Annotated in this window: 18 protein-coding genes; 10 read left to right on the plus strand and 8 right to left on the minus strand. The window is 38.2% G+C overall.

All coding sequences use genetic code 11. The features are described from left to right. Positions 1 to 129 precede the first annotated feature (129 nt). The 5 genes from AC0IWT_RS09840 to AC0IWT_RS09860 all read left to right on the plus strand — a co-directional run bounded on the left by AC0IWT_RS09840 (position 130) and on the right by AC0IWT_RS09860 (position 3110). Positions 130 to 363: a helix-turn-helix domain-containing protein gene (locus AC0IWT_RS09840; RefSeq protein WP_471797042.1), complete on the plus strand. Its 234-nt coding sequence runs from the start codon at positions 130 to 132 to the stop codon at positions 361 to 363. Positions 364 to 552: 189 nt separating this feature from the next. Further along, positions 553 to 762: a hypothetical protein gene (locus AC0IWT_RS09845; protein WP_471797043.1), complete on the plus strand. Its 210-nt coding sequence runs from the start codon at positions 553 to 555 to the stop codon at positions 760 to 762. A 588-nt stretch (positions 763 to 1350) separates the two neighbouring features. Further along, positions 1351 to 1560, plus strand: coding sequence for a hypothetical protein (locus AC0IWT_RS09850; RefSeq protein ID WP_471797044.1), 210 nt, complete (start codon positions 1351 to 1353; stop codon positions 1558 to 1560). A gap of 110 nt (positions 1561 to 1670) precedes the next feature. Continuing rightward, positions 1671 to 2414 carry a hypothetical protein gene (locus AC0IWT_RS09855; protein ID WP_471797045.1) on the plus strand — a complete coding sequence of 248 codons (744 nt, stop codon included), beginning with the start codon at positions 1671 to 1673 and terminating at the stop codon, positions 2412 to 2414. 126 nt (positions 2415 to 2540) lie between these two features. Then, on the plus strand, positions 2541 to 3110 hold the full coding sequence (locus tag AC0IWT_RS09860; RefSeq protein ID WP_471797046.1) for a hypothetical protein: 570 nt from the start codon (positions 2541 to 2543) through the stop codon (positions 3108 to 3110). A gap of 6 nt (positions 3111 to 3116) precedes the next feature. Here AC0IWT_RS09860 and istB read toward each other — a convergent pair whose 3' ends face one another. The 8 genes from istB to AC0IWT_RS09900 all read right to left on the minus strand — a co-directional run bounded on the left by istB (position 3117) and on the right by AC0IWT_RS09900 (position 14105). After that, positions 3117 to 3854, minus strand: a complete 738-nt coding sequence (gene istB / locus AC0IWT_RS09865; protein ID WP_231427997.1) for an IS21-like element helper ATPase IstB — start codon at positions 3852 to 3854, stop codon at positions 3117 to 3119. A gap of 73 nt (positions 3855 to 3927) precedes the next feature. Beyond that, positions 3928 to 5472: an IS21 family transposase gene (gene istA / locus AC0IWT_RS09870; RefSeq protein WP_471797047.1), complete on the minus strand. Its 1545-nt coding sequence runs from the start codon at positions 5470 to 5472 to the stop codon at positions 3928 to 3930. A gap of 701 nt (positions 5473 to 6173) precedes the next feature. Next, entirely contained in the window at positions 6174 to 7280 is a 1107-nt protein-coding gene (locus AC0IWT_RS09875) for a radical SAM family protein (protein ID WP_471797048.1), read from the minus strand. Between the two features lie 155 nt (positions 7281 to 7435). Next, positions 7436 to 8575 carry a hypothetical protein gene (locus AC0IWT_RS09880; RefSeq protein ID WP_471797049.1) on the minus strand — a complete coding sequence of 380 codons (1140 nt, stop codon included), beginning with the start codon at positions 8573 to 8575 and terminating at the stop codon, positions 7436 to 7438. Between the two features lie 195 nt (positions 8576 to 8770). Next, positions 8771 to 11236 (minus strand): HD domain-containing protein, encoded by a 2466-nt coding sequence (locus AC0IWT_RS09885; RefSeq protein ID WP_471797050.1) that lies wholly within the window; start codon positions 11234 to 11236, stop codon positions 8771 to 8773. Beyond that, complete coding sequence (locus AC0IWT_RS09890; RefSeq protein WP_471797051.1) at positions 11233 to 12459, minus strand: hypothetical protein; 1227 nt, start codon at positions 12457 to 12459, stop codon at positions 11233 to 11235. Before AC0IWT_RS09890 ends, AC0IWT_RS09885 begins: the two co-directional genes overlap by 4 nt. After that, positions 12443 to 13498: a thiamine-phosphate kinase gene (locus tag AC0IWT_RS09895; protein WP_471797052.1), complete on the minus strand. Its 1056-nt coding sequence runs from the start codon at positions 13496 to 13498 to the stop codon at positions 12443 to 12445. Before AC0IWT_RS09895 ends, AC0IWT_RS09890 begins: the two co-directional genes overlap by 17 nt. After that, positions 13488 to 14105 carry an HIT family protein gene (locus AC0IWT_RS09900; RefSeq protein ID WP_471797053.1) on the minus strand — a complete coding sequence of 206 codons (618 nt, stop codon included), beginning with the start codon at positions 14103 to 14105 and terminating at the stop codon, positions 13488 to 13490. The genes AC0IWT_RS09895 and AC0IWT_RS09900 overlap by 11 nt, the downstream gene beginning before the upstream one ends. A gap of 835 nt (positions 14106 to 14940) precedes the next feature. On the opposite strand from AC0IWT_RS09900, the gene AC0IWT_RS09905 reads away from it, so the two are divergent. The 5 genes from AC0IWT_RS09905 (at position 14941) to AC0IWT_RS09925 (ending at position 19369) form a co-directional block, all read left to right on the plus strand. Continuing rightward, complete coding sequence (locus AC0IWT_RS09905; RefSeq protein ID WP_471797054.1) at positions 14941 to 15120, plus strand: tyrosine-type recombinase/integrase; 180 nt, start codon at positions 14941 to 14943, stop codon at positions 15118 to 15120. Between the two features lie 283 nt (positions 15121 to 15403). Beyond that, complete coding sequence (locus tag AC0IWT_RS09910) at positions 15404 to 15694, plus strand: helix-turn-helix domain-containing protein (protein ID WP_056871599.1); 291 nt, start codon at positions 15404 to 15406, stop codon at positions 15692 to 15694. Beyond that, positions 15694 to 16953, plus strand: coding sequence for a type II toxin-antitoxin system HipA family toxin (locus AC0IWT_RS09915; RefSeq protein ID WP_471797055.1), 1260 nt, complete (start codon positions 15694 to 15696; stop codon positions 16951 to 16953). Before AC0IWT_RS09910 ends, AC0IWT_RS09915 begins: the two co-directional genes overlap by 1 nt. A gap of 103 nt (positions 16954 to 17056) precedes the next feature. Beyond that, positions 17057 to 17641, plus strand: coding sequence for a metallophosphoesterase (locus AC0IWT_RS09920; protein WP_471797056.1), 585 nt, complete (start codon positions 17057 to 17059; stop codon positions 17639 to 17641). A 171-nt stretch (positions 17642 to 17812) separates the two neighbouring features. Beyond that, entirely contained in the window at positions 17813 to 19369 is a 1557-nt protein-coding gene (locus AC0IWT_RS09925) for a Fic family protein (RefSeq protein ID WP_471797057.1), read from the plus strand. Positions 19370 to 19578: the final 209 nt, after the last annotated feature.

The raw sequence follows: 19578 nt of genomic DNA on the forward strand, positions 1-19578 counted from the left end.
TCTGGCATGAGTGACATTGTTAAAGCCAAGGTTATACCCCAACTCTATTTGTCGCTATAAATAACTGATAACAAATATAATAATAATTAGCAAATGTTGCAATAGTCCAACAAAATATTTTTTCAAAAAATGGAAAAACACGAGAAAATATTCAGCATCGTAGGCTCAAATGTTAGAGCTTACAGGAAAAAGGCAAAGTTAACCCAACAGCAATTGGCTGATAAGTTCTCTGGTGATCGAACAAAAATAAGTTTGATAGAGAATGGAAAAGAAAACTTTATGTTTTCAACTCTATTAGATATTGCAGGCGGATTGAATGTGGATGTGAAGAAATTATTTGTACAGATAAAGAAAGATAAGTAAGTCTCTACCCCGCAATGGAAGTAAGAAAACAAGCTGTAAGGAAAATTAATAAGATTAACATACCAATAAATATTTCAGCTCAAGAGTAATACTGGTGTTTTTCCTTCGGGATGATGAGAGATAGCATGTCTGAATGGCCTTTCTTAAATTCTCCATGTTACTAGAATAGATTAACTAAATATAAATATTATGATAACAAAATCAATAATTATTAATGATTTTGAAGGTTGGTCTGGCGAAAGTGTGTTTGAACTTCAGAATGGCGAAGTTTGGGAGCAAGATGGTTATAAATATCAGTACTTCTATGCTTACAGACCGATGGTGATGATTGAACATAACGGTTCACAAGGATTAATGACCGTAAATGGTAACTCTTGTAGTGTTAAGAAAGTAAGGTAAAATAGAAAAAATGTTTAGATAAACAATCCTGAACTAATTAAATGGTTTATAGAGTTTGCAGAAAGGTATAAGAAGAAGGCTTAATGACTTGGAGAAAATAGAAATAAAACAATTACATAACTAATAATTAGTATGAATTCACTTTACAAAGCAAAATCAATTGAGATATTATTGCTATTATAGAACCAAGCATTTTAGCAAATATCCCTAAAGATAAATTAAATGATATCGCTGAAAATATCTTATTGTTTGAACGATATTTTAGGAACGAAATATTCGTAATGCCGGGTTCCCTGAAAGCAACTAGGATATATAGTCTAACATTAGATAAGATAATGCAGATTGATTACGAAGGGGTGTCATATAAGCTTTAATTAAATAAAACTTCAAAGTCATTATTGCTGATATTAGTTGCTATAGCAAAATTCTTTTCTTTCTAATAAATTCATATTTAACCATAGCAATCAGCTATATCCTATCCACACGTCTTTGTAGACAAGACGTGTTTCGTTATCTGATGATGAAGAGAATCAAAAAAATGGTGAAGATGCTGAAAGGATTTACAAATTGATTTAACAAAAAAACTAAATGAAAGGCAAGAATGAATTTTCTCGAAAAGAAGCTGATGAAATCTGTGCGTTAATTGAGAAAAAATTGAAGGCAAGCGAAAGTGAGCAGAAGAAGATAAGAGACAACATACGCTCATTAGGATTTTATAGTACCGATTTTGGAATGGGCCCACGTTATGGTTATACAGTGGAGGATTTTTTAAGAGTGGTTAAAGTTAATGAGCGATAAAACTAAAGACAGGTTATCCTGATATTTTGATGAACCAGTGTGAGCTTTTTCAGCAGATCTCCAGAGACGTTTGGCACGAGATAAGTAAGAACCATCATAGAGGCAACAGATTGAGTGAGGAGGGCATCACTCGCAGCACGGTGATAAGTCTAATACAGGACTACGCCGAAAGTCATCGTAACTTTAATATTTTTGCTCAAAAAGCTAAGAACGAAGTTCAGACAGGCGGGGATCTAGAAGTTTATTTTGAAGCTGAGGGGGGATTTAGACGTATACTTTTACAGGCAAAGCTAATGGAGCTTGACGGATGTTTTCAACATCTTGATAGAAACTCCGGTTCCACCGGCCGCAAACAATACGATTCTTTAAGTTCTTTTGCAGAAAAAATTGAATCCGATGCATATTACCTGATGTATAACGGATGTTACGATTATAAAGAGACAGGCTTTGATTGTTCAGGAATTTATGACGAACAACAGCTAGGCTGCGCTATAATGGATATTTGTGAAATTAAAGATCACTGTGAAACAAAACTTACAGGGAAAATGGGGACCAGTAACTCCCCAAAACCTTTTGGTAAGCCCTGGCGCATGCTATCCTGTTGTGAACATCCACAAACGAAAACAAAACTCTATAGCCCCGAAGAAATAGATTTTGATCCTTATTTCAATAATCTGTTCAGCACGTTTGATCCACGTGCTATAGAGTTGAGAAATCCATTTAGGGATTATGAAAAAAGGACAATTACCAAAAACAATTTAACAGTTCACAAAGGCGGCTGGGATCCTGCTGCCAGAATAATTGTAAGCAAAACGCCAATGCGAAAAAACAGAAGCGGACAAATAGAACTTTAATAACTTAAGAATTAATTTACCGTTAAAGATTTGGCAACAGCCAAGCAAGAAAGCGCTCATGCTACAAGATGCAATGTTTGATTAGTAAAGTGGCCACACGGTAAGATTTATAAAAATATTAAAAATATGGCTTTACAGGACGTTATTGAAAAACATTCCGAAAAAAATGGCACGACATATTCAGGCAGAAGTTATCATGCAGTTCAGCATATCATAAGAAGTCTTGATTATGTATTTCCACTATATCGCAAAAGTGATGTATTGTCCGATAATGAAGTTGGAGAATTCAGGGAGTTATTTATGCTGGGTTGGGTAAACCTATTAAAAAAATATTATGGTGATATTGATGTAAATACCCTTGAGCCATTTCCGTTGATGACAGATGAAGCTATTAACTGGGCCTATTGTAAAATTATTTATAGTGGCAAGATCGAATTTTGCAAACAATTAATTTCAAAAGAAAAAGCAGGATTGATCCAAATTATATGTATTAATCAGAATGAATATACCTTTAAATATTTAAACGAAAAAATTGGCTTGGAAAGATTCGACGTAAATAGTTACACCTTTTACAAAGAAAAAATAGTTGAACAATTAATTGTGTATAACGGCATTGATGGGCCAAGGATTTCGGAGCATAGCGGGCCAGTCATTTCGGGAATCAACGGGCCACTTTCCTTTTACAATTATAAATGATTTTTTTTAAGTACTCAATTGTTTATTTTTTCTAAGGGATTCACCTTCGAGCTCGATCCTGTGCGAGGAGAAAACTATCCGGTCAAGAATAGCATCTGCAATTGTGCTTTCTCCAATAAGGCCATGCCAATTTGCTACCGGTATCTGTGTGGCAATTATAGTGGATGATTTTTCATGACGCTCTTCCACAACGTCCATCAATACATTACGTGATGCCTGATCAATGGTCGCCAGTCCAAAGTCATCCAATATAAACAGTTCTGTTGTCTGTATCTTTTTGATAAGCCGGTGGTATGTGCCATCAAGCTTGGCTAGCTTTGCAAGGTCAAAGAACCTGGAGGTATTAAAGTACATCGTTTTATTCAGTAACTGACATGCCTTTACGCCAATACATTGGGCCAGAAATGACTTTCCGCAACCGGTAGGTCCGGTGATAATAACATTTTCCTTTCTACTGATAAAGTTCAGTCCAAGCAGCCGTTCGTAAGTTGTCCTGTCCAGATTCCTTTTAGCTTTATAATCAATATCAGCAGCTGAGGCTGCCTGTTTGAATCCGGCCCTGGTTATCAGATTCTGGATGTTTCTATTTTGCCTGTTCTCCCATTCAGCATCTATCAGCATACTTAAGAAACTATCCAGGGAATAATCCTGAAACAGATTATCTGTGAGGCTACTGTGATACAATGACGCCATTGCGTTCATGCGCATCCTGCGCATTTTTTCTACCGTGTTGTGTTCATTCATTTTGATTGAGGTTGATTATGTTAGTTTACCACTTATTTGTTTTTCAGCTCCAGCCGGGAGTCAGCATGCTCCATTACCGGTAACTAGCCGCCCCCCTTATATTACCGTGTTCAGGTGTTGAAGCAGTTTTTTCTTCTTCTTCTTCCACCATGTCCAGTCTGTTTTTGAGTATATTCGATACGGTATGAAATGAGGCTTTATGGTAGGTGGATGCTCTCATGCATGCCTTTTCAAGTCGTTCAGAACTATATAGCCTGACAAAGGAAAGGATACCAAGTGACTGCTTGTAGGCGATTTCAGGATATCGGGACTGGTTCAGCAGCATCTGAATATACTTTAGTGTACCCGGGCCAATCTGGGTTGCCCGCTGCTCGAAATACTCCGGACTCCATTGACCATAAGCCTGATGAGTGGAGGGCATATGTTCTGCAATGGTTTTATAGTTACCTCGGCGGTAGCTACGTTCGTGAGATGCAATACGTACATGGTTATAGAGTATCTCCACAATATCCTGATTATACTGCACCTCGACATACATGCCGGTATACCTGAATGGAACGCTGTAATAGTTCTTGTCCTCGCTGAGAAAGATATGCGAGGTACGCTGTACCTTAGCCCTTTTATAATAACGGATGCTGTATGGTCCAGATACAAGACGATAAAGATAATCCCGCTCGAGATCAATAAAATAGCTTCTGCGCGTACCGCCGCCATGAGAGAAAAGGTAGTTGTTGTATTCTATAAGCTGCTCAGCGATTGCTTTGTTAAGTGAATCCAGGTCAAAAAAGGTAATCTTGCTTAAGGGATAGTAGATTCTTTGGTATACCAGTTCCACGCTCCGCTCCACAAGGGCCTTATCCTGGGGGTGATAAGGACGGGCAGGGTCAACTGCGCAACCATAATGTAGGGCGAAATCTGCAAGGGTCTTATTGATGATGGGCGCATATTTCGAACCTTTGCTAACAGCAGATTTCAGATTATCGGAAACGATAGCCTGTGGTGCACCGCCCATCCACTGCAGACATGCATCAAGGCAGTAGATCAGATCTTCCCGCTTTTGTGAATGGACTGCTTTTACAAAAGTATATTGATTACAAGGCAGCACGGCAACGAATACCTCAACCGGCACAAGTTCTCCTGTAGCTTTATCAATATATCCTAATTTCTTGCCACAGAAATCAATGTAAAGCTTCTCACCGGCCTTGTGCTCCAGTTTACCGCTATGGTTATTGAGTTTTTTCCATTTGCGGTAATGAAGGGTAAACTGAGTATATTTATATCCCTTGGGGTGCTTTTCTATATAATCCTTCCAAAGCGCCTGAAGGGTGCACCCGGGCTTGGTAAACTCTTTTTTAAAGGAAGGGAATAAAGCGGAAAGTTCCTCGTAACGCTGTTTCTCAGTCTGGCTCTCTTCAGTGAAAAGATCATTTAAATCAGATTCACAAAGTTCGTAAAGCTCCTCATAGGTGATGCCAAGTTCGGTGAACCGCTTGATGTACCCATCAACAGTCTTACGGTTAATCTTCAATAGGAGAGCTACCTTCCGGTTGCTGAATTTCTTTAGCTTTAATGCAATCAAAGTGCGAAGTTCCATGATAACAATTCGTTGTCCTGCCATGTATCTGCTTTTATATTTCAGATACAAGACTATAATAAATCATGGAAAGTGGCCCATTGACCTCCGTTTTTAGAAGTCCGGAATAAATAATTTTGGCCCAATTACCTCCGTTTTATATAAAGCTAATAACGGAAGGCTGGCCCAATGACCAGCGAAATAAAACCTTTTTTTTGGCCCAGTGACGAATGAAATAGGTGGCTCGCTATGCAGCGAAATGAGTGGCCCAGTGACTTGCGTTATAGACACTATCTTAGGAATTTATTAGATTTGCTTTATGGAAACGCCTAAAATCTAACAAAGTGCACATCGGCAGAAAGATCAGCCGTATTAGGGAAATACGTGGAATAAGCATGTTATCTTGCCAACGAACTCGGCGTAAGCCAACAGACTATATCTAAGATAGAGTAGAGTGAAGAGGTAGAAGGCTCAACATTGCAAAATCGCTACTGTTTTAGGTGTAAGCGCTGAGGCAATAAAAAATTTTAATGAAGAATCTATATTGAGTATCATCTCAAATACTTTTACAAGTAACGACAATTCGACAATCAATGCCGTTAATATGCAATGCTCGTTTAATCCATTAGATAAAGTGGTTGAGCTGTATGAGCGCTTGCTTGCGACGGAACGTGAAAAGATTGAACTACTTAAGAAAGGTAAATAACGGAAAATAATACATCGCTGATTACATAAATTATCTTTAATTAAGATACTGGGATATTGAACCGATTAAATCCCAATGATTTTGCGAGCTTAAAACTATTTTCGGAAATCTTAAAAACCTTCATTCCCGTACCATCGTAATCATTTGTATCAATAATTCCCTCAAATGAAAGTGGGCCATATCCTTTCGTGGAAGCGTTCCATTTGTTAGCCATAAAACTCTTCACATCATTTTCCCCGTCTATTCTTGTTTTGGAATTGAGAAATCTTTTGATAGATCCCTTGGGAGCCCATTCAGAAGTTAAATGTTCATGTTTGAGAAATTCTTCATTATTAGCTATTGCATTTCTAATCGCCTGTGGGAATGTATAAGTGTAATAGTTGCCGAACCCATCAATTTCGGCGGTGCCTGAGCAACAGGCATTACTACCATCGAATGGTAGCAAATCAGTATCAGCTGCCGAATAGTTTACTCCGAATTGATTGGCCACTTTTATTAATTCACTGTGGAAATTAATTGCATAATCAGGGTTAACCAAAAATTCAAGCCCACTTACTTTTTTAGCAGAATAGTACCGTGCGATATCTGTCTTTAAAGATTTACTTATCGTTGCCAATAAGTTTTTGCCATCTAAAAAGGGAATTTTCAAAAACTCAACGGAGATATGCTTTACGCCAGCCTGGGCTAATTGTCGTACTGTTTCTTTTGCTGAATCTAAATCCCCAGGAATCATTGGTTGAAGTCTCGCTGAAACCCAACAAACTGATGAGATGGATCTAATCATTTCCAAGCGCTGGGAAGGCGGAGGTGTATTGAGCTCAAGTTCGGCAGAAAGTGCATCATTCAGGCTGCTAAAGGAAACCTGCACTGCAAATTTTCCTTCGGCAATTAGATCCCGATATTTCGGTAGCAACAATAGATTCCCTTTGGTAGAGATTATTGTTGGGTAATTAAATGCTGCAAGTAAAGATAAGGTTTGGAAAGTCTTCTCTTTGAATGCTTCATATGGCATAAAAGGGTCGCTCATTCCTCCAAAATGTATGGGTACTTTACGATTAAGAAATTGAGAAACTACGCTTCTAGTTGGTCCGTTATCGTCTGCACGTGCCAATTTCCGTTCTAAGGAACGCACGTTAATCATTTTCATGCCGTCTGGCGGATGGTTACCGCCTCGGTTTTTTGCAAAGCAATAAGTACACCTGAAGGCACACTTGGAGTAGGTATCTAATCGAAGAGGCAGACTACAGTGCGAAATTTGAGAGCTTAGTGTTAAAGCGTAGTCATAGTCTTTTGACTCAGTCCTCATTTTTTTTTCGGGCTTTTTTCCGTTAAAGGTTGGGTACCCTTGGAAGATGCATGATTGCCGGCAGGCTTCGCAGCATTTGTATTTACTTTGCCAATATGTTTAGGCTTTTTCTGTAAATTTTTCGCCAGGCTGTCGCTCGGCACCGCTATCGGTTCCGGAAGTTGGGTCGAGGTGCTGATTTTATTGTCACTATTCAAATTATTGCGACTGGTTTTCTTTTCAAGAATGCTAGCCCTGTTTGATGTGCTATCGCTGGCTGATTCTGTGGGATTGCCATATATGCTATCCTGACTATTACTTTGGGTGGTACAAAGAATTTGTTCTTTTTCTTTGTGGCTAAATGACAGACCCAAAATCAGAGTTATGAACATAGAAACGGTTAATGCACCGATAATAATATAGGAAGCGACCCTTGTTCCCTGGGACAACAAGTCTGTTAACTGGCGCTCAAATTTGTTTTTATAAGCATTGTGTACAAGTAAAAGATAGGCATGTTTTAAATTCTGGATGTATAAATCCCTCGGTGAAGAGTCAATAAACTTCTCGAAATAAAATTCAGCCCCACTGACATATCCCTCCACGCCTAACTCATTCAAGCCTTGCTGCTTAGTTTCGTCACAACTCGATGAGGTGAAAGGTATTTTGGACAAGCCTTCTACGCCATGGTAAAACCATTCCCAACTGTTACCCAAGTTTGGAACCTTGTTAATGTCAATTTTAAGAAAGTGATATCGATCAGATTTAGTTTGCCAGTAGAAACGGTTAACCACCAGGAACGCGGTGACGATGATAGATGCTAAACCAAGACACATTGAAATGCCTATCAGTGAAACTAAAGTCAGTGGATAAAAATTAATGAATTTAATTAATAGTCCAAAGCCCGTCAGTCCGATTGTGGCCAACTGAAGGGCTGCTTTATAATAATCTCCTCTTCTTTGATCCAACACTTTGCTTAAATCCAGATAATGTTTAATGAGCCCCTCTGCAATTTTTGCTTTTTTGTCAATAAGCTCAATTTCTTCTTTGGTTCTATCTGCCGGAATTTTATTAAATAACTGATTGATTTTATCGAATTGTGAATTCAGTTTATCAACAAAAGCCTGATCAGGTTGCTTAGTTCCTTTCCACCAACTCATATACTTTATTTTAATTTTTTTAAACGAAAATACAAAATTGAATACTGCTACTGAAATGCTGTCGATTGCACCTGGAATATAAATTATCCCCAGTCATTTGATAGCTAATGAGTAATGTCATCATTTAAAGAATAGAACTGTTTTGATCCAAATAAAAATTCACAAACTTTAAAAAGTCACCTATCTAAGAAAATACTACCTTTTGACATACACCACAATCCTCTCTTCTTTTAGCCTAGCGTATCCATGATTTCGATGCCAGTTGATTGGCCTCATTGTTTCCCAAAATAGATCAAACCCCTCTTGCTCAAATATTGCGTCCAGTGTTGATAAAAGATTTTTTTCCTGGTAACTGACAGCGACAGGAGCCCCGATAACTGTTACTAAAAACCCCTTGCTTTTAAGTGAAGTGAAACAATTTTTAGCAAAAATTCTCATCTTATTAAGATAATCAGAATGGGCTTTTTCTTTATTAATCCTGCTTCTTCGGGAACCAATCTCATTTTTAAAATCTTCGAGCAATTCCTCTTGAAATAACCAATTATAAGATAACCTTTGACCTAAGGTATAATCAGCCATACATAAATATGGAGGAGAAGTAATAATAGCAGAAACCGACTCATTATAACATTCTAAATCTTGTGGAAGCGGCTGAGTTATATCAAACTGCAAGACTCGAGCATTTTTGAATTCTTCACGCGCATCAATCTCATTTTTTTCAAAAATAGAATAGCTTTTTTCTAGGATATTAATATTTCGTTTCACCTTATTGACAAATAATTTGATTGCATTCTCATAGGGAGGTGAAACCTCTCCTTTGGAGAGCGGGGTATTATCAGCAAAATAGCCATGTTGCTTGCCTTTTCGGGCCGTACAAGAAGTTAAAATATCAGAAAGGCAAAGTTTAAAAAAATCCCTTAATTTTATATTACTTTGATTTTCCGCAAAGGCTTTTATCAAACATAATTCAGTAATAGTATCTGGATGATGCCATTTATTAATATTATCGAACTCTGGCACGAAGTCGCTTTTCTGTTTCAAAATGGCTTCACCATTGACATCCATCGCAACTTTGCGATCATCTGAAGTTAAATATTCTAATTTTACTTTAGCGATCATGGTCGCGATCGAATTCGAATCTGAACTTATGACTTTGCAACCCAGTTTCAAACCTTCAAATGCTGTTTGTGCTGTACCGCCAAATGGGTCCCAAATCAGTTGTCCTTGCAATCCGAGAGCTGTGATAAGTGATGCTGGAATTGCATAAACGAAGGTACCAGGATAAGAATGAATACTCTCATTTCTACTCTGACGAAAGCTCCAGTTTCCGACGCTATCTAAGTTTGCTCTAAGGTTATCCTGTCGATTTTTTGTTAAAGCTAGCCATGGTTTCGAATTTATAGATTCTTTTATTTTTTTAGTTAGGATTGCTTTAAAAGCATCACTATGAACTTTTTCTTGTCTCGAAACTAAATCTGCACTTATGAAATCTGACATTTGACCTTTTTTTAAATCCTTACTTCCTAATTTATACACCTGAATACTACCCACCCCGTCATTGAATAGTGAATTTTCATGATTATACCTTTTACTGTTTACAATCACTAACGCTTCAAAAGTTGGAGTTGATAATTGTTCCTCGAGCCAGACTGCGAAGGCGGGTTGTTTAATAACTTTAAATTCCGATAAGTCGCTTATTACCATTTCAAATACTTTGCTCGGACTTTCTAACAGACGATAGCGTTGGACAAGTTCGCTCAAAGATATTTCTTTATCAAAAATATTCTTTTGCGAGTTTAAAGAATATTTGATTTCAAAATTTTCAATCATATTGAGTAATGAATCGTCGGTATTCCAAAGAATGGCCTTCTGAGACAAACCAGCTTTATGAACGCGCCTAATCATATGCTGTAAAAATGCCTGGCGTCCAAGCTCTTCATCAGTTGAGTTGAAAAATTTCCCATACATCTGATTTTTATAACTAATCCACTTAACAACACCTTGGTTTGTCTCATCGTTTAAATTTGATGGAAGTTTTTCTTGTGTTATGAGCCAATCAATGATTTGTTGTGGAACAGTTTTATCTACTTCAATTGCCAATGCTAAACTTGCCCGAATTACGTTATCAATATTATCCAAATCTATCGTTCCATTAATCAAATAGCCAAGTTCACCGTTTCCACACACCAAGTCAGCAACTACGTCCGGATCAATTTTAATTCCTAACTGTCCTGAAACTCTCTTGCATACATCTCTAAATTTTGGGGTTTGCGATGCAAAGATGGGGAAACTCGGATTTGAATTTTCGGAACTAGTTGCATTTAAAATATCGAAGGATTGGAGTTCATGATCATAGCCTTGAAAAACGTACTCTATGGTGTGAGCAAACGGTGGAGTAGCTATATCGTGTAAAAGGGCTGCAAGGATCAGATGGATACTATCAGAATCCGTCAGTCGTTTTTTAGACGCATATCTCAATGCCAGATAGGCTACACCAATACAGTGCTCCCATCTTGTTGGTCCATTAAAATCTTTGAATTGAATTGAATCTACATTCGACAATCGAACACCGCGCAAACGAACGAATTCCGGAATCTTCAAGAATGGTATTATCCATTCAGGCATTTCAATTTCCCCATAAATAACATCTGTGAATATCATTTTCCCTTCCTAAGTGTGAAAATACCAATTATAATTGAGCCTATAAATTCAGGTGCAATATCAGACAACGATTTTTCATCAGCAAAGAAAGAATACACTACATAACCCATAAAACAAACCGCTAAAAATTTTATTACTCCTGTGAAGAACTTGCCTCCAAAGAATAAACGGATTTTATCAATGTAGAATATAGCATAATCAAACCAACTTCGCTCGATATTTTTTTTGACGTTATCAAATGCATCAAAGATGATTGCATTAGTTCGAGTTGAGATGCTAAAACCAGAATATGCATATTTGAAGCCTTGATTAGAAGTATATCGACTAACTATTGAAGATAATCTCTTTTGTAAACCAACAGAGTGGAACTTCCATATCGATAATTTAGAGCAAATATCAATCAGATAAACCTGCCACGGTACTCTAACGTAATGATTTTCTGTACCGTGCCAGTATTCAATATTCTGTTCGGTGTCGTCGCCTAAATACCGATACGGACTTTCCCAGATCTTCGCCAAAATTTTCTGAAACTGTTTTTTTTCCGAGCTGAAGGAACCGGAGCTATTAATCAAGGCGTGTAATCCGAAAACAACTTCGGCAAATCTTGATGGGCTGTCGATATCATCCTCCGATAATTTATTAATCAGTTGTTTTCTAGGCTCATTAACATCGTTACCATTACTGCTCAAAGCTAGAATGGCGAAACCTGTCGGCAGAATTTGAATTTTTTTCTTCGTCGCATCGTTGTGAAAGTCCCAACCCCTTTCACTTCCATCCTGTACCATTCCACCGATTATTTCTGCTGCAATTGCGGTTTTAAACTCATCGGTCGATATAACAGCAGTCTTAACAAAGCCTAGTGAATAAAGTATCTCTGAAAGTTTAATAATATTGTTCAATTCCTTTTCAATTTTATCATCGCTGATTTTATCTTCAATATCTTCAACGGACTTTTCTATATTGCGCCTTTTATTCAAATAGGTTACGAGCCCGCTAACCAAATCATTTTGTTTGTCGTCCGAGGCTAGGACGCGTATTCCTGATGAAGTTCCGTGTAGTCCTCGTTGAGGACGATTTGAATCTTTTATAAACTGGCCAAGTGCAAAAGCAGCGTTATCGACTTTTTGAATAATTTTACTTTGTTCACCATCTCTAACTTGATTGGCGATCATAACCTTAATTTGCTCTTGAGAATCCTCTAAAAGTTTAATGTCTATCATCATGCGTTAATGAGTTCAAGGCTTTAAGCAAATTCCCTACTTCATCAAAAAATGTTTTTTTTCTGGAGTCTCGATGCCCAAGTTTTGGCATAATTATTTTTTTATTGTTAATTGATAAATATGTTTCGTTTTCTTTGACTATGTGGCCAATCCTATGAAATCCCATTTTAAGTAAAGTTTTATCATTTCTCCTCGGTGAAGTCATCATAAACTGAAAATCCCCGCCAATGGTTAGTGGAAAAACCCAAGGATTAACATTAATTTCCCTTGCTACTCGTTTGGTTTGTTTAGAGATCGGAATTTGTTCAGGATATATTGTTGCGCCAACGCTGCTCGCCTGGCATAAATTCCAAAGATCTGCAGCTAATCCGTCACTTATGTCGGTTCCTCCATTCGCAACTTTCAGCTTAGCGAGTTTTTTTGACTGTTTTAAAGGAACTTTGGGGTTAATTATTTTATCGATTGCCCACTTTTCCCACAGGGGAGGCATTGTTTTCAACTTTAAGCCATAAATGGCCGACGCTACACCGCCCAACTTTCCTGAAACCCAAATCGAATCACCAACCTTAGCTTTGTTCTTCAAGGCTAATTTTGTATTTTTCTTTCTAACTCCAACCGCTATTCCACAAAAACTGTTTGCCCTACCTAACTTAGTATCCCCTCCAACTAACGGGATTTTATGTTTATCTAACTCGTAGACTACCCCATTCATCAAGTCTTTGAAATCTGCCTCAAGTACAGAGTTTTTATCAAGCATTATCGAGGTTAGAAAAGCCTGCGGGAAAGCGCCAGTACCACATAGGTCTGATAGATTCGCTGCCACGAGGATTCGTCCTAAATCCCAGAAGTTAGCAATTCCTAGTTCAAGGGCAATCGGACTGGCATTCAGATAATCAGTTGTGATGATGATCTCTTCCTTACCAATTTTAATAACCGCACAATCGTCTTCATTAATCCCTGCAACTATTTGTGATTTGTTTTTTTTCCCAACTAGAAAGGAAAGCCATGGTGGCATTTCGTCGGCATCGAAACTATTGTTCATTCTTTAATCCCTCCCAAAATCTAATTGTATTTTGAGTCATATCTTTTTTTTGACTAAGTTTCCAATCCCAATCTAGAATTCTGAGCTTTGTCGCTAGCGCTTTTCTTATCATTTGTGAGTGAACATTATATGCCTCATAGACCCTAACATTATCATCATCAAAGGTTAGAATATATGGATAATCGATCTCCTTGAATTGGACATTATCTGCACCACCTTTCACATTTTGTTTTATTGGTAAGATGTTATCAAAAAGATTGACATATTCTCCAACTTTAGGAAATATGTGAAGATGGGTATGTTCGATGCATGTACCAGCACTCTGTTGGTCAAAGGAACCATGTTCTGCGAAAAATACTCCGTCATGGAAATATTTATGAATTGTACTTATAAAAAACAGACATTCAATTATTAAATCTTCTGTCATTGATGCCAAATTTGGATAATGTTCCTTACTTACTATCATGACATGACCTTCTATTAAAGGGCCTAATGCAGGGACTAAAACAAAGTTCTTGGTTTCTCGAAGAATTCTATTGCTAATGTCCTGATTTAATATGTTGTCGGTGTTTAAAGCATCACATAGTTTACATGATGTTTCATTCATATGAGAGACATTACATTAATTTCCAGCAATTTAATAAAAAAATCTAAATAACAGAATTCGATCTAAGAATCTCCGATTAATTCTCAAAATAATTTGGCGATAATACTTCAATAATTCGTGATTTACTATGCTGCCACGTTCTCAATTGTTTTCGTTAAGTAACATCCATATGATAAGCTTCTACATAATCTATTACACCCTTTGCAGTATCGCCGAGTTTAAAGTGAATGTCTGGAATACAAATGAAATATTCTCTCGACAGCATCAGCGGATAATTGAATAAGTAAGTGCAAGCTGTTTCATCTCCCCAACTTGGATGTTTAAACCAGTTTATTTTATTATTTCTTTGTTCGTATTAATCAAAAAGTACTGGATATTTCTTGTAGAATCAAAATTATCGGGTTTGTATATTACAGCTTGAAATCTTACCTTGGTTAGTTGTGACGTCCCTCCAAAGCCCAATTCTCTAGTTTCGACTGGCTAGTTTTTAGGGAGGAGCTCAATACTGCTAAAGCTAAGGCAAGGAATTTTCTAAATATGGAAGAGTTGGATAGGGTTAAAAACAGGGAATTTCCACTTGAGCGCTTAACATTGTTCGAGACATTTTTATTTTCAGTTACTACACCGGGCTTTCTATATTGATGTAAAGCAGCTTCGGCTGGATCAGATTACGAGAGGCGATGACGGTAATTTATGGATATTCATCAAACGGCAAAAGACGGAAACTCCCTGTCATCCCCTTGTTGGATGAGGCGAAAGTAATTCTTGACAGATATAAAAATCACAGATATGCAGATGGAGAAAAGTGGCATTGCCAGTGCTCACTAATCAATGCATGAATGGTTACCTGAAAGAGATCGCCGATCTTTGTACCGTCACTAAGGTGCTTACGTATCATTTGGCTCGTCATACTTTCGCGACGACCATTACGCTTTCAAATGGTGTTCCGATTGAGACCGTATCCCAGATGCTTGGTCACAATAGCTTAAAAACCACCCAACATTTGCGAAAGTGATCAATACGAAAGTTAGTACTGAGATGTCTGCATTACAGGAGAAACTTCTGGAACGGAATAAGGAAGAAAAGGATACTGGTAATATGAAATTATGAGGCTCTTTAAGTAAAAATGAAATTGCTAATGATGCGTAATATTATACTCATTTTGGTGATTATTGGGTGTAATATAATCCATTTACTTTTATTAATCTTAGCTTTTGTTAGAAAATCGTACGATATGATTATATTAATGCGTGTCATTATATCCATTATTATTATATTTGGGTATAATTATACTCATTATGAGATCGAAGAAGGTTGTTGTATTTCCAAAATATAAAATGATTTGGGATCAGTTAGGCGAAAACATCAAACTTGCCAGGAAGCGCAGAAAATTAACTGCAATTCAACTTGCAGAACGCGCTGCTATTGAAAGAGCAACTCTTCGTAAAATTGAACGGGGGGATCCCGGAGTCTCTATGGGAGCATATTTCAATGTACTTAAGGCACTGAATCTGCATGAAGATTTCCTTAAGCTGGCGGTAGATGATGAACTTGGGAGAAAACTTCAAGACTTAGATTTGTTAAACTAATGGCAGCAACAAAGACCGATATATGGGTATATGCTCACTGGAAAGGCATGGATGCCCCACGGTGCATAGGTTTGATTTCTGCTCAGCAGAGCAAAGGACATAGGATATTTGGATTTGAATATGACCGGGGTTGGCTAAAGTCTGATCAGTTGTTTTTGCTTGATCCTGAAATCGGTTTATATTCAGGAACCCAATACCCTGACAAAAAAGACAATTTTGGTATATTTATGGATTCGATGCCGGATACCTGGGGACGAAAACTTATGTTGCGTCGTGCTGCGCAAACTGCTTTTGCCAAAGGGGACGCGACACCGAAACTATACGAAATTGATTTTTTGCTGGGCGTTCATGATGCTTCCAGGATGGGTGCATTAAGGTTCAAGCTAGATCCCAACGGATCGTTTCTTGATGATAACAAGAATAATCCTACTCCACCAATTACTCATCTTCGGGAGCTACAGGCAAGTGTCAAAGCTTATGAAGAAGATGAGGAAGGGAAAAATGGTAGTGATTGGATTCCAATGCTTTTTGCGCCAGGATCATCGCTGGGTGGAGCAAGGCCAAAAGCAAATGTTGTTGATTTGGATGGTCATTTGTGTATTGCAAAGTTTCCCTCAAAAGCTGATAAAATTGATAAGGCTGCATGGGAATACTTAGCTTATGAATTGGCGACCAAGGCTGGAATCAATATGCCAGTTTGTACACTTGAGAAGGTAAAAGGACCCTATCGTACATTCTTATCCAGGCGGTTTGATCGGGATATGGGCGAGCGTATTCATTTTGCTTCGGCTATGACTATGACAAAAAATAGTGAGGATAGCATTAGGGACGCTACTCCTAGTTATCTTGAGATAGCAGATTTTATACAGCGTTATGGATCGAACATAGAAAAAGACCTGCATCAATTGTGGAGAAGGATAGTATTTAACATAGCGATCTCCAACACGGATGATCATTTAAGGAATCATGGCTTTTTATTGACAGAAAATGGATGGAGGTTATCGCCTGCATATGATATTAATCCCTCAGTAGATAAAAATGGATTGGCTCTTAATATTGATATGGACAATAATGCGTTGGATTTCGCTTTGGCTTTAAGTGTTGGCGAATTGTTTCAGCTAAAAGAAAATCAAATGCAACAAATCATTAAAGAGGTTTCAATAGCTGTAAAGGATTGGCGAACGATAGCTACTAAACTCGGAATATCCCGGGCGGAACAAGAAGAAATGTCTCCCGCATTTACTATAATTACTGAATAGTGAAAGGAAAGAATCATTATAAATACGTTGATCAAATTAGAACAAAATACGGGTATTTATAGGACAGTAAACCTTGCCAGTATGCTACATATCCCCTAAAGAAATGAGAATAAAGATAATTAGTGATTTGCATCAAGAATTTGGGTTTTCAGATTTGGACTTTAGCAATGCTGATCTCGTTATCCTGGCTGGTGATACAAACTTGGGGACAAAAGGGATAGAATGGGTTAAGAGAAATATTCCCTCTAAACCAGTAATATACATATTGGGAAACCATGAATATTATAAAGGATCATATCCGAAGACACTTAACAAGATAATTGAGGCATCCAAAAACTCAAATATAAATGTTCTTGAGAATAATATGGTTGAATTCGAGGGGATAAGATTTCACGGTGCAACTTTGTGGACGGACTTTAGCTTATTTGGAAATCCTGTGGAGTCTGGCATTATCTGCCAGACTAGAATGAACGATTATGCACAGATACGCGTTGATCCAGCATATTCAAAATTAAGATCAATAGATACTTACAGGATTCACCAAAAATCAAAATCTTGGCTACAAAAAAGTCTCAAAGAATCAAACGGCTTTAAGAACGTGGTAATTACCCATCATGCACCTAGTGTGAAGTCGATACCAGAGCTTTATACGAATACAGATCGTAAAACAAGCACAGCACAAACATAAAAACGAACATAACGAAAAACACGGAAATCAAAACAACAACAAAAACGAAAATAAACACAACAATAAATACTAAAAATATCACAACAATAATTACTAAATTTACCACGAAACGAAATACAGCGAATAGTGTATGATTAAACAATACGGACAGAAGCACAGAAAGAAAAACGTATGGCAACACCACAGGAAAGATTTACAGAAGCGTTAAAAGCATTAAAAGGGCTACAGGACAATAATGAGGTGGCCATTTACACCGACGAAATTCCCAATCGTACTTACCGGGAAATTCTGGTTAAGAATGGGTTTCTTCAAAGGGTGACTGCTGGTTGGTATACCACCGCTGACCCTTCGGCGCGCCCGGGCGAAACCACGTCATGGTATAGCTCTTTTTGGAATTTTTGTGCGAAGTACCTGAATCATAAATATGGAAACCAGTGGTGCGTATCGGCAGATCAATCACTGAAGATCCATGCTGGAAACTGGTCGGTACCGGCTCAATTGTTCGTTCGGTCGCCAAATGGCAACAATCATCCCACGCCATTGCCACACAACACTTCGGTTTTCAACCATCGGGTTGATTTACCTGAGCATGGTCTTCTGGCTGATGAAAAGGGAATCAATATCTACAGCTTAAAAGGTGCAATTATTTACAGTAGCCCTGCCGTCTTTAGAGGGAATGGGCTTGATGCCAGGACAGCCCTTTCACTCATCCGGGACGCATCCGAGCTTTTGCCGGTTTTATTGGATAATGGCCACACGACCATAGCGGGCAGGCTCGCTGGTGCTTTCAGGAACATTGGGCGCGATAGAATTGCGGACCAAATTATAGACACGATGCGACAGGCCGGTTACGATGTCCGGGAGGATGATCCCTTTCAGGTAAAACTGAATATTAATCTTTCCTTGCGAGAACGTTCTCCTTTTGTCAACCGCCTTAAGCTCATGTGGCAACAAATGCGAGAAGTTGTGCTTCAGGATTTTCCAGCTGCACCAGGCGCCCCAAATGATATTGATGGCTATATGGAAAACGTCGAAGCTATATACATTACCGATGCTTATCACTCCCTATCAATAGAGCGTTATAAGGTTACCCCTGAACTCATCGAGCGGGTAAGTTCCGGTAACTGGAATTCACAGCAGAGCGAAGAGGATAAACAGCAACGGGATGCAATGGCCGCCCGTGGCTATTTCCAGGCTTTTGGCGCAGTAAAAGAGACGCTTACTAGTATCCTAAGAGGTAAAAATTCAGGCGCAGCGGTAGATCAGGATCATCAAAAGTGGTACCGCGAGCTGTTTGACCCTAGTATAGCAGCGGGAATACTGAAAGCTTCTGACCTTTCAGGCTACAGAAGCCATCAGGTCTATATCGGAAATTCGCAACATGTACCCCTGGGCGTTGAGGTGATGCGGGACTGCATGCCTGTATTTTTCGAACTATTGGAGAACGAACCCGAGGCATCTGTGAGGGCTGTGCTTGGCCATTTTATTTTTGTATTCATTCATCCTTATATGGACGGCAATGGACGGATGGGTAGGTTTCTGATGAATACCATGCTCGCATCGGGTGGATACCCATGGACTGTAATACCAGTCGAAAAGCGGGACGAATATATGAAAGCGCTAGAGGATGCCAGTGTTGAACAGGATATCAGCACGTTCTCTAGATTTATTGTTTACCTGGTCAACCAAGGAATGAGGGGTAAGCCGATGGCTGAACTACCTAAATAAGAGGCCTAAAGAAACGGTTGTAAAAAATTCCTTCTTTCGCAGGAATTTTCACTCTATCATTATTTTGAAGGAATTTTCACTTTATTGGCTAAACCGATTGCGATTGAGCCCGTCACACCAAAAATATTTTCTTCACAACACTCTATTTATTAGTAAGCTTACAAATAATTTAAATTGTTGCAACGGGTTTCAAATTAATTGGTTTATCC

Source organism: Pedobacter sp. AC464 (genome assembly GCF_979253075.1).